General features: G+C 73.2%; 11 protein-coding genes, 1 tRNA gene and 1 pseudogene. 7 read left to right on the top strand and 6 right to left on the bottom strand.

Going from position 1 to position 13055, the window contains the following annotated elements; translation table 11 throughout:
- Positions 1–52: 52 nt before the first annotated feature.
- The 4 genes from ACYVAP_RS12725 to ppc all read left to right on the top strand — a co-directional run bounded on the left by ACYVAP_RS12725 (position 53) and on the right by ppc (position 5052).
- Complete coding sequence (locus tag ACYVAP_RS12725; protein ID WP_498860907.1) at positions 53–997, top strand: HAD-IIB family hydrolase; 945 nt, start codon at positions 53–55, stop codon at positions 995–997.
- 60 nt (positions 998–1057) lie between these two features.
- Complete coding sequence (locus tag ACYVAP_RS12720; protein WP_498860906.1) at positions 1058–1534, top strand: peroxiredoxin; 477 nt, start codon at positions 1058–1060, stop codon at positions 1532–1534.
- A gap of 205 nt (positions 1535–1739) precedes the next feature.
- Positions 1740–1829: transfer RNA gene (locus tag ACYVAP_RS12715), tRNA-Ser, on the top strand.
- 385 nt (positions 1830–2214) lie between these two features.
- Complete coding sequence (gene ppc / locus ACYVAP_RS12710; RefSeq protein WP_498860905.1) at positions 2215–5052, top strand: phosphoenolpyruvate carboxylase family protein; 2838 nt, start codon at positions 2215–2217, stop codon at positions 5050–5052.
- On the opposite strand, the pseudogene ACYVAP_RS12705 reads toward ppc, so the two are convergent.
- Positions 5015–5218: pseudogene (locus tag ACYVAP_RS12705) on the bottom strand (hypothetical protein); the annotation flags it as partial. The gene ppc and the pseudogene ACYVAP_RS12705 sit on opposite strands and share 38 nt — an antisense overlap.
- A gap of 14 nt (positions 5219–5232) precedes the next feature.
- Here ACYVAP_RS12705 and ACYVAP_RS12700 point away from each other — a divergent pair.
- The 3 genes from ACYVAP_RS12700 (at position 5233) to ACYVAP_RS12690 (ending at position 6889) form a co-directional block, all read left to right on the top strand.
- The gene (locus tag ACYVAP_RS12700) at positions 5233–5466 is read left to right on the top strand and encodes a hypothetical protein (protein ID WP_498860904.1); all 234 of its coding nucleotides are present in this window, start codon (positions 5233–5235) and stop codon (positions 5464–5466) included.
- Positions 5467–5536: 70 nt separating this feature from the next.
- Positions 5537–5704 (top strand): hypothetical protein, encoded by a 168-nt coding sequence (locus ACYVAP_RS12695; RefSeq protein ID WP_498860903.1) that lies wholly within the window; start codon positions 5537–5539, stop codon positions 5702–5704.
- Between the two features lie 9 nt (positions 5705–5713).
- Positions 5714–6889, top strand: coding sequence for an XdhC family protein (locus tag ACYVAP_RS12690; RefSeq protein WP_498860902.1), 1176 nt, complete (start codon positions 5714–5716; stop codon positions 6887–6889).
- 4 nt (positions 6890–6893) lie between these two features.
- Here ACYVAP_RS12690 and ACYVAP_RS12685 read toward each other — a convergent pair whose 3' ends face one another.
- From ACYVAP_RS12685 to ACYVAP_RS12665, 5 genes are all read right to left on the bottom strand, one after another.
- A complete protein-coding gene (locus ACYVAP_RS12685; protein ID WP_498860901.1) occupies positions 6894–7535 on the bottom strand; it encodes a nucleotidyltransferase family protein in 642 nt (213 codons plus the stop codon).
- Positions 7532–9604 carry a xanthine dehydrogenase family protein molybdopterin-binding subunit gene (locus ACYVAP_RS12680; protein ID WP_498860900.1) on the bottom strand — a complete coding sequence of 691 codons (2073 nt, stop codon included), beginning with the start codon at positions 9602–9604 and terminating at the stop codon, positions 7532–7534. The genes ACYVAP_RS12685 and ACYVAP_RS12680 overlap by 4 nt, the downstream gene beginning before the upstream one ends.
- Positions 9597–10628: an FAD binding domain-containing protein gene (locus ACYVAP_RS12675; RefSeq protein ID WP_498860899.1), complete on the bottom strand. Its 1032-nt coding sequence runs from the start codon at positions 10626–10628 to the stop codon at positions 9597–9599. The genes ACYVAP_RS12680 and ACYVAP_RS12675 overlap by 8 nt, the downstream gene beginning before the upstream one ends.
- On the bottom strand, positions 10625–11164 hold the full coding sequence (locus ACYVAP_RS12670) for a (2Fe-2S)-binding protein (protein WP_498860898.1): 540 nt from the start codon (positions 11162–11164) through the stop codon (positions 10625–10627). Before ACYVAP_RS12670 ends, ACYVAP_RS12675 begins: the two co-directional genes overlap by 4 nt.
- A gap of 859 nt (positions 11165–12023) precedes the next feature.
- A complete protein-coding gene (locus tag ACYVAP_RS12665) occupies positions 12024–13037 on the bottom strand; it encodes an aldo-keto reductase family protein (protein WP_498860897.1) in 1014 nt (337 codons plus the stop codon).
- Between the last annotated feature and the right edge of the window lie 18 nt (positions 13038–13055).

The raw sequence follows: 13055 nt of genomic DNA, 5'->3' as shown, positions 1-13055 counted from the left end.
GTGCCGCCGGGCCACAATGGGGGAGCACCCTCAGACCCCCGGAAGGGACCCCGTGACCCCCAGCCCCGCAGACCCGACCACCGTCGACGGCACTGCCGCTGTCACCACCGCCGACGCCGCCGCCGTCGGCCCCACGACCACCCCGGCGAGCTGGGAGACGATCCCCGCGGGCGCCGCGGACCTCCGCCTCGTGGTGAGCGACATGGACGGCAGCCTCCTCACCCCGAGCGGTGAGATCCCCGAGGGCTTCTGGGAGCTCATGGACCGCCTGCGCGAGCGCGGCGTCGCCTTCGTCCCCGCGAGCGGCCGCCAGCTCGCGACCCTGCAGGCGACCTTCGGCCCCGACGCCGCGACCGGCCGCGAGGGCGTCGCCAGCTACATCGCCGAGAACGGCACCCTCGTGGTGCACGAGGGCGAGGTCGTCGGCACCACCGTCGTCGCCGAGGCGACCGCGGAGGCGGTGCTCGCGCTGGTCCGCGAGCTCACGGCAGGCGGAGCGGCCCTGGGCCTCGTGCGGTGCGGCATCGAGGGCGCCTTCGTCGAGAGCACCGATCCGGCCTTCCTCGCCGAGGCCCGCAAGTACTACCGGAACCTCACCGTCGTCGGCGACCTCGCCGACGTCGAGGGTCCCGTCCTCAAGCTCGCCGTGCACGACGCGGTCGACGCCGAGGCCACCGCCCCCGCCTTCGCCCGCTTCGCGGAGACCGAGCAGGTCGTCGTCTCCGGTCAGCACTGGATCGACGTCATGAACCAGGAGGTCGACAAGGGGCAGGGTGTGCTCGCCCTCCAGGAGGCGCTCGGCGTGACCCGCGCGCAGACCGCCGTGTTCGGCGACTACCTCAACGACACGGGCCTGTACGCCGTCGCCGACTGGTCCTTCGCGATGGCGAACGCGCACCCCGGAATCCTCGCGCTCGCCCGCTACGTCGCCCCCTCCAACGCGGAGCGCGGCGTCGTCACCGTGGTCGAGCACCTGCTGGGCCCTGCCGAGCACTGACGCGCCCCGCCTCCCACCGAACCTCCCTCCCGCCCGATCCGCCCCCCGAGGAGCAGCCCCATGACCTCCGTCCCCGTCAAGCTCGCCGTCGGCGATGCCGCCCCCGCCCTGGACCTGCCCCTCGCGGGCGGCGGCCGCGTGACGCTCGAGGACCTCGCCGGCGCCCCCGCGCTGCTGTGGTTCTACCCCGCCGCGAACACCTCCCTGTGCACCAAGCAGGCCTGCGACCTGCGGGACAACCACCAGATGTTCGTCGACGCGGGCTACCGGGTCATCGGCGTCTCCCCGGATCCGGTGCCCGAGCTCGACCGCTTCATCGCCGAGCAGGACCTGCCCTACGACCTCGCCTCCGACGAGTCGCACGCCGTCATGGCCGCCTACGGCGCCTGGGGCGAGAAGAACATGTACGGCAAGCTCGTCGAGGGCGTCATCCGCTCGACCTTCGCGATCGACGCCGAGGGCAGGATCGAGTTCGCGAAGTACCGGGTGGGCACGCCCAAGCACATCGCGCTGCTGCAGGAGAAGCTCGGCCTCTGAGCGCGTCGTCGGCGGGGCACAGGACGGCGCCGATGGTGCCGACGACTCTCGCCGCAGGTGCGGGTCCCGCGACCGGGAGCCGCCCCCGTCGGCCGGTCGCAGGATTGTGACGTGATCGCCCTCCCGCCGCTTTGGTGCGCATGCTCGGGCTCCCGTATGCTGTCACGGCATGTCCTCACCCGGTGCTCTCACCGGACGGTCATGAGGAGACGTGGCAGAGCGGCCGAATGCGCTCCCCTGCTAAGGGAGTAGGTGGTGATAAACCGCCTCGGAGGTTCAAATCCTCTCGTCTCCGCCCTCGATCGACGGGCCCCGGTGCACAGCGCCGGGGCCCGTCGGCGTTCCCGGGCCGGCATGCGGCCCCCGCCCACCCGCCCACCCGCCCACCTGCCCACCCGCCGCCCCGTCGGCCCGCCCGCCCCCGCCCGCCGCGCCCCGCCCGCCGCGCCGCGCACTTGCGTGGCGATGGTCCGATTCCGTTCCGTATTGGGGCCTGGGATGGAACGGAATCGGACCGTCGCCGGTGTGATGGGCGTGGGCGGGCGGGTGTCCCGAGGAATGGCCCTCCCCATGGGCGCGGAACGGGCGCGCGGTAGTCTGGGCGGCGTTTCCCCGCGCCGTCGCGGTCGCTCGCACCGTCGGCGGCCGTGCTGCGGCGCCGCCGATCATCAGGAGGCCCCGTGCCAGAGACCGACGCGTTCCCTGTGCCCACGCTCACGAGCGAGTTCCCCGTCGTCGGGGACGACCCGCACATCGACGCCCCGCTGCGGGCGACGGTCAGGCGGCTGTCCACGCTCCTGGGCCGCACCCTCTCCGACCAGCACGGTCAGGAGCTGCTGGACCTCGTCGAGCAGGTGCGCCAGCAGACCAAGGAGGCCAAGTCCTCGGGCAGCACCGCCACCGCGCGCGACGTGCAGAAGCGGCTCGCCGAGCTGCCCCTGACCCAGGCCACGCCGCTCACCCGCGCCTTCACCCAGTACTTCCTGCTCGCGAACGCCGCCGAGCAGGTCTACCGCGTGCGCGCCCTGCAGGAGCGCCCCACCGCCGAGTCGTGGGTGCCCCGCGCCGTCCAGGGCGTCGTGGACAAGGTGGGCCCCGAGGGCCTGCAGGAGGCCGTCGACTCCCTCGATGTGCGCCTCGTCTTCACCGCGCACCCCACCGAGGCCTCCCGCCGCGCCGTGCTCACCAAGCTGCGTCGGATCTCCGACCTCCTCGGCACCGAGACCACGGAGGGCAGCGTCGAGCGCCGTCGCCAGGACCACGACCTCTCCGAGGCGATCGAGGGCCTGTGGCTGACCGACGAGCTGCGCCGTGACCGGCCCACCCCGCAGGACGAGGCGCGCAACGTCCTCTACTACCTGCGCCAGCTCTACCTCCAGACCCTGCCCGGGTTCCTCGACGACCTCCGCGAGGAGCTCCGCGCCAAGGGGGCGGAGCTCTCCGAGCGCCAGGTCCCGCTGCGCTTCGGCTCCTGGATCGGCGGCGACCGCGACGGCAATCCCTTCGTCACCGCGCAGGTCACCCGCGAGGTGCTCCAGCTCCAGGCCGAGGCCGCGATCGACATCGCGACCCAGGTCATCAACGACCTTATCTCCGATCTCTCGATCTCCTCCGTACTCACGGGCGACGACGAGGAGCTCCGCGAGAGCCTCCGCGCCGATCTCGCCTTCGAGTCCCAGGTCGACGAGAACCAGCAGCGCCTCTTCGAGCAGGAGCCCTACCGCCTCAAGCTCGGCGCGATGCGCGCCAAGCTCGCCGCGACCCGTGCACGGCTGCGCAGCGGCGACGCGCACGTGGACGGCAAGGACTACCGCGACGGCGAGGAGCTCCAGGCGGACTTCGAGGTGCTGCGTGCGGCGCTCTCCCGCCATGGCGCCCACAAGGTCGCCGACGGCACCGTCGCGATCGCTCAGCAGGTGCTCGCCGGCTCCGGTCTGAACCTCGCGACCCTCGACGTGCGCGAGCACTCCGAGAAGCACCACGAGGTCGCCGCCCGTCTGTTCGACCGCGTGGGCGAGCTGGACCGGCCCTATGCCGAGCTCTCCCGCGACGAGCGCACGGACGTGCTCTCCTCGGAGCTCTCGAGCCGCCGGCCGCTCGTGGGCGCCGCGATCTCCGAGGACGAGACCATCCTCGACGACGCCACGCGCACCACCTACGGCGTGTTCCGCGAGATCCGCGAGGCGCACCGCTCCTACGGCACCGCCGCGATCGAGACCTACATCATCTCGATGACGCACGGCGCCGACGACGTCCTCGCCGCGGCGCTGCTGGCGCGCGAGGCAGGGCTCATCACCCTCGCGGGCGGGCCGGGCAGTGACGAGAACCGGGCGGACATCGGCTTCGCGCCGCTGCTCGAGGAGGTCGCGGACCTCCGCAGCTCCGGCGAGATCCTCGAGCGCCTGTTCTCGGACCCCTCCTACCGCGAGATCGTGCGCCTGAACGGCGACCGCCAGGAGGTCATGCTCGGCTACTCCGACGGCAACAAGGACGCCGGCGTCATCACGAGCCAGTGGGAGATCCACCAGGCCCAGCGCTCGCTGCGCGACGCGGCGGCCCGCCACGGGGTCACCCTGCGCCTGTTCCACGGCCGGGGCGGGTCCGTCGGCCGCGGCGGCGGCCCCACCTACGACGCGATCCTGGCCCAGCCGTACGGCGTGCTCGAGGGCGAGATCAAGTTCACCGAGCAGGGCGAGGTCATCTCCGACAAGTACATGCTGCCCACGCTCGCGCGCGAGAACCTCGACCTCTCGCTCGCGGCCGTCATCGAGGGCTCCGCGCTGCACACCGCGCCGCGCACCACCCCCGAGCAGCTGGACCGTTTCGGCGAGGTCATGCAGCAGGTCTCCGACGCCGCCTTCACGCGGTACCGGACCCTCGCCGACGACCCCGACCTGCCCGAGTACTTCGTGACCTCCACCCCGGTGGAGCAGCTCGGCGATCTCAACATCGGCTCGCGTCCCTCCAAGCGCGCCACCTCGGACAAGGGGCTCGACGGCTTGCGCGCCATCCCGTGGGTGTTCGGCTGGACCCAGTCCCGCCAGATCGTCCCGGGCTGGTTCGGCGCCGGCTCCGGCCTCAAGGCCGCCCGCGAGGCGGGCCTCGAGCCGGATCTCCACGAGATGCTGAAGCACTGGCACTTCTTCCGCTCGCTCATCAGCAACGTCGAGATGACGCTCGCGAAGACCGACATGCAGATCGCCGCCCACTACGTGCACTCGCTGGTGCCGGAGCGGCTGTGGCCGCTGTTCGAGCGGATCCGTGAGGAGTACGAGCTCTCCGTCGCGGAGCTCGAGCGCCTCACCGGTGTGCTCGAGCTGCTGGACAACCAGCCCGTGCTCAAGCGCACCCTCGCTGTGCGCGACCGCTACCTCGACCCGATCTCCTACATGCAGGTCGCGATGCTGCAGCGCGTGCGCGCCGCCGCCGCGGCGGGCGAGGAGGTCGACCCCGAGCTCCAGCGGGCGCTGCTGACCACGATCAACGGTGTGGCCGCGGGCCTGAAGAACACGGGCTGATCCCCCGAGCCCTGCGCACGACGGCGGCCGTCCCCACCTCGGGGGGCGGCCGCCGTCGGTGGTGGGTCCGCTCGATCCAGGTGATGATCGCGATGCGCAGCTCTTCTCCGGTCCACCGGCGCTCGCGGTCCAGGACGTTCTCCTGCAGCAGCGCGGAGAAGGACTCCGTCGGGGGGCTCCGTGCCGAAGACCGGCTCCGGCGGGCGGATCTCGCTGAGCGCGAACGTCGTCGACCACACGGCGACGGCTCCTGTCGCCACCATCGTCCGGCAGACCTCCCCGCCCAGCGATCTGCCGGGCGGGGAGCGGGTTGTCATGGCCCACCAGGTGGGCGACGTGATCGAGATCGACGGCGTGCGCCCGGAGCTCACGGGGATCTGCGCGGGACGGGTCACCCTCGACGACGCCGGCTGAGACCCGGGGTTGCCGTCCGCGCCCGAGCCGGCCCGTCGCCGCACGGCTCGAGGGCGGTGACGCGGTCGGGATGTTCCTCGACAGCCCTGCCGAGCACCTCGGAGCGATCGAAGCGGTGGAGCGCAGGATCCACACCGTCGAGACGCCGACGGCCGCCACCAGCAGCACCGCCTCGGTGATCTGCACCCCGCCCGATCGAGAGGTCGGAACCGTCGCGTCGATCCGGGCCGCGGCATAGTCTGAGGAGGTGCTCGACATCCTCGACGGCGCCCGGGAGCGCCTCGCCCGCGCCTCCGATCCGGTCCCCTGCGCCGTCGCGACCATCGTCTCCGCCCAGGGCTCCGTGCCGCGGCCCGTGGGCACCTCGATGCTGGTGGGCGCCGATGGCGCACTGCACGGCTCGCTCTCCGGCGGCTGCGTCGAGGGAGCGGTGCTCGAGGCCTGCCGCGAAGCGCTCGAGACCGGGGGGAGCAGCCTCCGGAGCTTCGGGTTCAGCGACGAGGACGCCTTCGCCGTCGAACTGATGTGCGGAGGCTCGCTCGAGGTGCTGATCCAGCCGTTCGCTGCCCCGCCCCCGGGGGCGCGGAGCCCCCTCGGCACGGTCGACGACCCGTCCCCCGCCGCCTACGTGACCCGGTTGCCGCGAGATTCCGACGTACCACGAACGGTCGCTCCCGAGGGTGACGACTCCGACGGCCCGCGCGCCGTCCTGCTCGCGGGCGACGGGGCCGAGGAGGTCCGCGGCGCGCTCACGATGCTGCTCCCCCCGGAGTTGCTCGAGGCAGGGAGCGCCCAGGTCGCCGCCATGCTCCGCGAGGCTCGCACCGGCACCCTCCGCCTCCCTGCGGGCGCCTCGACGATCGACCTGTTCGTCGAGTCCCGTATCCGGCCCGCGCACCTGGTGGTGTGCGGGGCGAACGCCTTCGGGCAGGCGCTGGTGGAGGCGGCGCGGCCGCTCGGGCTGCGGATCACGCTGTGCGACCATCGGCCGGCGTTCACCGATCCCACGGCGTTCCCGGGTGCGGAGGTGGTGCGTGCCTGGCCGCACCGGTTCCTGGCTGCGGCCGCGGAGCGCGGGGATCTCGATGCCCGCAGCATGGTCTGCGTGCTCACGCACGATCCAAAGGTCGACGTGCCGGTGCTCGCCACCGCTCTGCGGCTGGACATCGCCTACGTCGGTGCGATGGGGTCCCGGCGCAGCGATCACGATCGGCGCACGGCGCTGAGGGAGGCCGGGGTGGACGAGGAGGCGCTGTCGCGGCTGCGCTCCCCGATCGGCCTCGACCTGGGGGCGGGGAGCCCGTCGGAGGTGGCGGTCGCGATCCTCGCGGAGATCCTGGCCGTGCGGGCCGAGCGCCGCACCGTCGAGCCGCTGCGGGACGGCAGCGGTCCGCTGCATGCGCGCACTGCTGCGAGCCGCTGAGAGGTCAGCCCCGCACGTCCAGCCGCCACAGGTCCTCGGGGAGGTCGAGGTCCGCACCGTCGTCGAGATCCGTGCAGTCCACGAGCTGCACGTGATCCCGTCGGGCGCGGAGCAGGTCGCGGGCGCCCACGTCCGCGTGCGCGGCCTCCGCGGCGGCGGTGGTCCAGGCGGCGTCGAGCAGCACCGGATGGCCCCGCCGGAGCTCGCCGGAGGCCTCCCGGTGGGCGGCGGCGGTGATCCCTCCAGGGCGGTGGGCGGCCAGCACCCGGGCCACCTCTGCCGCGCACGTCCCGGGGCGGTCCACCGGCGTGACCAGCACGTCGCGGCCCGGTCCGATCGCGGCCAGGCCGGTGCGCAGGGAGGTCCCCATCCCCTCGCGCCAGCGCGGGTTCTGCTCCGTGCGCGCCCACGGCATCCCGTCCATGACGGCGCCCACCCCCTCGGCGCCCGCGCCGGTGACGACCACGACCTCGGCGCAGCCGCCTTCGCGCAGGGCGCGAGCGACGTGCTCGACCAGCGGGACGCCGCGCAGGAGCAGCAGCGCCTTGGGCCCGCGGCCCAGTCGCCGTCCGGCGCCCGCGGCGAGGATCAGGCCGACGGGAGACGCGGCCGCCTGTCGAGGGCCCTCGAACGACGCGGCGCTCACCGTGCCAGGAGGTCGCTGCCGAACACGGGCAGGTCCCGCGCACGCACCCCTGTGGCATGGTGGACGGCGTTGGCGATCGCCGCGGCGGCGCCGACGGTGCCGATCTCGCCGATGCCGCGCGCGCCGAGCGGGCCGGCCTGAGGGTCCTCCTCGTCCAGCCAGTGCGCCTCGAGAGAGCGGATGTCGGCGTTGACGGGCACGTGGTACTCGGCGAGGTCGTGGTTGACGACGTGTCCGAAGCGAGGGTCGAGCTCGCCCTTCTCGTGCAGCGCCATCCCCACCCCCATGGTCATCCCGCCGAGGAGCTGCGAGCGGGCGGTGCGGGGGTTGATGATCCGCCCGACGGAGAACACCCCGAGCATGCGGTCCAGACGGATCTCGCCGGTCTCCTCCTGGACGCGGACCTGCGCGAACTGGGCGCCGTAGGAGTGCATGGCGAACTGCTTCTCGGCAGGGTTCTCCGCCGCCTCACCGATCGCTTCGACGCCATCGGCCGGGGCCGTGCCGTGCTCGCGGCGGAAGGCGTCCGCGGCGGCCAGCACAGCCGCGCTCCAGCTGGCGAGTCCGGTGGAGCTGCCGGCCACGGTCGCGTTCGGCAGCGCGGTGTCGCCGATCCGGAGCGCGATGCGGTCCGGGTCGACCTCGAGGGCGTCGGCGGAGACCTGGGTGAGAGCGGTCCAGGTGCCGGTGCCGAGGTCGGCGGCACCGATGCCCACCTCGTAGACCCCCGCCTCGTGACGGATCCGGGCCTTCGAACCGGGCTGCCGGGATGCGGGGTAGGTCGCCGAGGCGACGCCGGTGCCGATCAGCCACCCGCCCTCCCGGCGTGCGCGGGGCCGCGGGTCGCGGTCGGCCCAGCCGAAGCGGGTGGCGCCCTCGTGCAGGCAGTCGATCAGCCGGCGTCGGTTGAAGGGCTTCCCTGTGTCGGGGTCGTGCTCCGGCTCGTTGCGCACCCGCAGTTCGATCGGGTCCAGCCCGCAGGCCTCGGCGAGCTCGTCCATCATGATCTCCAGGCCCACCATCCCCGGTGCCTCGCCGGGAGCGCGCATCCAGGAGGGGACGGCGATGTCGAGCGGGAGCACGCGCTGGGTGATGCGACGGTGCTCCCCGGCGTACATCTGCCGGGAGGGTTTGATCGCCACCTCGGGGAACTCCTTGGTGTGCGACGAGCTGGAGACCGCCTCGAGCCCGAAGGCGGTGATCGTGCCGTCGGCCCGGGCGCCGATCCGGAAGCGTTGGGAGGTGGCGGGCCGGTACCCGGTCAGCGCGAACATGTGCTGGCGGGTGACGGCGTGCTTCACGGCGCGGCCGGGCACGGCGTGCGCGGCCAGCGCCGTGAGCATCATGTCCGCGTGGGGCAAGCCCTTGGAGCCGAAGCCGCCGCCGACGTGCGGGCTGATGATCCGCAGCTGCTCGGGGTCGATGCCCAGCATCGGGGCGAGGGTCTGTCGCGCGGGGTGCACGCCCTGGGTCGAGGTCCACAGCGTGAGCTGCTCGCCGTCCCAGCGCGCGATGGTGGTGTGCGGCTCCATCGGGTTGTTGTGCTCGAGCGGGGTGGAGTACCGCTGGTCCACCACGATCTCCGCGGCGGCGATCGCGGCCTCGAAGTCGCCGGTGTCGATGTCGTCACCGCCGCCCTCGGGTTCGCGCACTGCGGGGTGGTCGGGGCGGAAGACGGCGTCGTGCGGTTCGCCCTCTGCGGTGACCTCGACGAGGTCGGCGGCCTGGCGGGCCGCCTCCGGGGTCTCGGCGAGGACGGCGCCGAGGTACTGGCCGCGGAAGCCGATCCGGTCGTCCTGGAGGATCGCCAGCTCACCGTCCTCGGTATCGGCGAGCCGGAGGGCGTTCTCGTGGGTGATCACGTGCACCACACCGTCGAGTGCGAGCGCGGCCGTGGCGTCGATGGCGGTGACGCGGCCGAGCGCGATCGTGGAGCACAGCGGGAAGAGATGGAGCGGATCCTCGACCGGGTGCTCGTAGGCGTAGGGCGCGAGGCCGCGCACCTTGTCGGGCCCGTCCAGACGCACCCGTCCGGTGCCGATCGCGGAGGCTCGCAGGAGGTCACTCATCAGGGGAATCCTCGTTCTCCTCGCCCAGGCCGGCGAGCTCGGCGAGCACGCTCACCATCGCGCCCTGGGCCATCGTCACCTTGAACTCGTTGCCCGCGACCGGCCGGGCCCGCTCGAGCTCGGCCGCCGCGGCCCGGCGGAAGCTCTCGCGGGTGGCGGGGGCGCCGGCGAGGAGCTGCTCGGCGCGGCGAGCCCGCCAGGGGGCGTGGGCGACGCCTCCGAGGGCGATCCTCGCGGAGAGGATCGTGGGCCGCGCGGCGTCCGGGTCGAGCTCGAGCACCGCGGCGACCGAGACCAGGGCGAAGGCGTAGGAGGCGCGGTCGCGGATCTTGCGATACGTGGAACGGGTGCGGGCGGCGCGGTCCGGCGGGGGCAGCTCGACGGCGGTGATCAGGTCGCCGTGCTCGAGGATCGTGTCGCGCTCGGGCTCGTCCCCCGGAAGGCGGTGCAGCGCGGTGAGGGGCAGGCGCTTCTCGCCGTCGTCGCCCAGCACCACCACGGTCGCGTCCAGGGCGGCGAGGGCGACCGCCATGTCGGAGGGGTGGGTGGCGATGCACGCGTCGGAGGCGCCGAGGATCGCGTGGTAGCGGGTGTATCCCCCGAGCGCCGAGCAGCCGCTGCCCGGGGCACGCTTGTTGCAGGGGGTGGTGGGGTCCTGGAAGTAGACGCAACGGGTGCACTGCAGCAGGTTCCCGCCGGTGGTGGCGGCGTTGCGCAGCTGGCCCGAGGCGCCGGAGAGAAGGGCGCGGGAGAGCATCGGGTGGTCGCGACGCACGCGCGGGTCGGCGGCGAGATCGCTGTTGCGGACCATGGCGCCGACGCGCAGGCCGCCGTCCGGCAGCTCCTCGATGTCCGCGAGGTCGAGACGGCCGAGGTCGACCAGCAGATCGGGGGCGGTGATCCCGAGCTTGAGGTGGTCGACGAGGTTGGTGCCGCCGGCGAGGTAGGCCGCGTCGGGTCGTTCGGCCATCGCGGCGACGGCGCCGGCGGGGTCGTCCGCGCGCACGTAGTCGAAGGGTCTCATCGGGCCGTCCCCTCGCTCGCGGTGCTCGCCCCGGCCGCCTGCCGGACGGCGGCGACGATGTTGACGTAGGCGCCGCAGCGGCACAGGTTCCCGCTCATCCGCTCGCGGATCTCGTCCTCGGTGAGCTCGATCGGGTGGTCGTGGCCGTGGTCCTCGGTGACCACGCTGGGGTGCCCGTCGGCCGCCTCGCGGAGCACGCCGGTCGCGGAGCAGATCTGCCCGGGGGTGCAGTAGCCGCACTGGAACGCGTCCTGCTCGAGGAAAGCGGTGTGCAGGGCGGAGGGCTCGCCGTCCGGGGCGAGGCCGTCCGAGGTGAGCACCTCCGCGCCGTCGAGGGACACGGCCAGCAGCAGGCAGGAATTCAGCCGCCGCCCGTCGACCAGCACGGTGCAGGCGCCGCACTGGCCGTGGTCGCAGCCCTTCTTCGGGGACATGTTCCCGAGGTGGTCCCGCAGCGCGTCGAGCAGGGTGGTGCGCGGGTCGACGGTCAGGTCATGCGGCTGACCATCGATGATGAGGTGGACTGGATGGCCCATCGGGCGCCTCCGGATCAGGTCGGGATTCGACCGTAGCGGGCGCCCGGAGGCTCGGCAACCGGTTCCCGCGGACACCGACCGATCGTTCGCCTGCGCCGAGGCCCACGGTCTCCCCAGTGACCGGACCGGCGCGGCCGCAGCAAGGACGAGCTCTCGCTCGCGCTGGCGGGCGTCTTCTTCGTCGCAGGCGGGGGCTGGGCCGGCTCTGGAGCGGCCACGCCATCCCTCGCTGAGAAATAGTGGGCAGCTGTGGATCCGCGGAGGACGGAAGGCGACGGAAGGCCTCGTCTCCTGCGCCGCCCGTCCCCGCCGTGTCACCGGACCTGCCCGTGTCACCGGACCTGCCCGTGTCGCCGTGCTCCTCGTTGCCGGCCCGGCGGTGGGGATCGGTGCCGGGTACCGGCCACGTCCATCGGGCTCGGCGAGGAAGCTGATGCCGTCGTCCACCCACCAGGGCCGCGGCATCCCGTGGAACGCGGCGGCGGTCGTATGGCTGATGACCGCGTGAGGGAGGTCGCTCGTGTGCAGCACCGCGGTGATCCGATCGAGGCTCGCCGCGGCGCCCACGCCGCGCCGGCCACGCCGCGGTGGACCGGCGCGGAGGGGGAGGAACGACAGAGGCGGCCCGGGCACGGTGCACGTCAACTCCGCGGGAGGCTGCAGTCTGCTCCGCATCGATCGTCGGGGCGCGGGATCCTCAGAAGAATTGGCGCCTCAGAGAGCATGCTCGCGCGAAGACGCTCCCTGAGACGCCAGGAGTTCCCCGGCCGCCACATCTGAGGCCGGGCCGGCTCGCGGGGGCGGGGCGGGAGGCGCGTGGGGCTCGGACCCCTGACGACGCCGCGCCGGCGCCCAGGGGTCAGCGGGCGGTGCCGTCGACCGCGAACTCGTCGATCGCGGCGAGCTCGTCCTCGGTGAAGGTGAGGTTCTCGAGCGCGGAGATGTTCTGCTCGAGCTGCTGGACCGAGGAGGCGCCCACGAGGGCCGTCGCGACCTGCGGGTGGCGCAGCACCCAGGCGAGGGCGAGCTGGGCGAGGCTCTGGCCGCGGTCGTGGGCGATCGCGGAGAGGCCGCGCACACGCTCCTGGTAGAGCGGGTCGCTGATCTTCTCCTCGGAGAGCGAACCGCTGGTCCGGGCGCGCGAGCCCTGGGGGACGCCCTTCTGATAGCGGTTGGTGAGCAGGCCCTGCTGCAGCGGGGAGAAGACGGCGAGGCCCACACCGAGGTCCTCGACCGCGTCGAGCAGGCCGTTCTCGACGTGGCGGTTGAACATCGAGTACGACGGCTGGTGGATCAGCAGCGGCGTGCCGAGGTCGCCGAGGATCCGGGCGGCCTGGCGGGTCCGCTCGGGGGAGTAGTTGGAGATGCCCGCGTAGAGGGCGCGGCCGCTCTTCACGGCCTGGTCGAGGGCGCCCATGGTCTCCTCGAGGGGCGTCTCGGGATCCTCGCGGTGGTGGTAGAAGATGTCGACGTACTCGAGGTCCAGGCGCTCGAGCGACTGGTCGAGGGAGGACAGCAGGTACTTGCGGGAGCCCCAGTCGCCGTAGGGGCCGTCCCACATGGTGTAGCCGGCCTTCGTGGAGATGATCAGCTCGTCGCGGTGCCCGGAGAAGTCCTGGGCGAGGATCCGGCCGATGTTCTCCTCCGCGGACCCGGGCGGCGGGCCGTAGTTGTTCGCGAGGTCGAGGTGGGTGACGCCGAGGTCCACGGCGCGGCGCACGATCGAGCGCAGCAGCTCCGGGTCGCGGCCGGCGCCGAAGTTCTGCCACAGGCCCAGGGAGATGGGGGAGAGGCGGAGGCCGGAGCGGCCGACGCGGCGGTAGTCGGTGTGCGCGTAGCGCGTGGCGGCGGGGGTGTAGGCCTCGTTGCTCATGCCTCCAGCATAGTGCCG

The sequence above is a fragment of the Brachybacterium horti genome (assembly GCF_054777615.1).
This window is presented reverse-complemented; position numbering and strand designations above follow the sequence as displayed.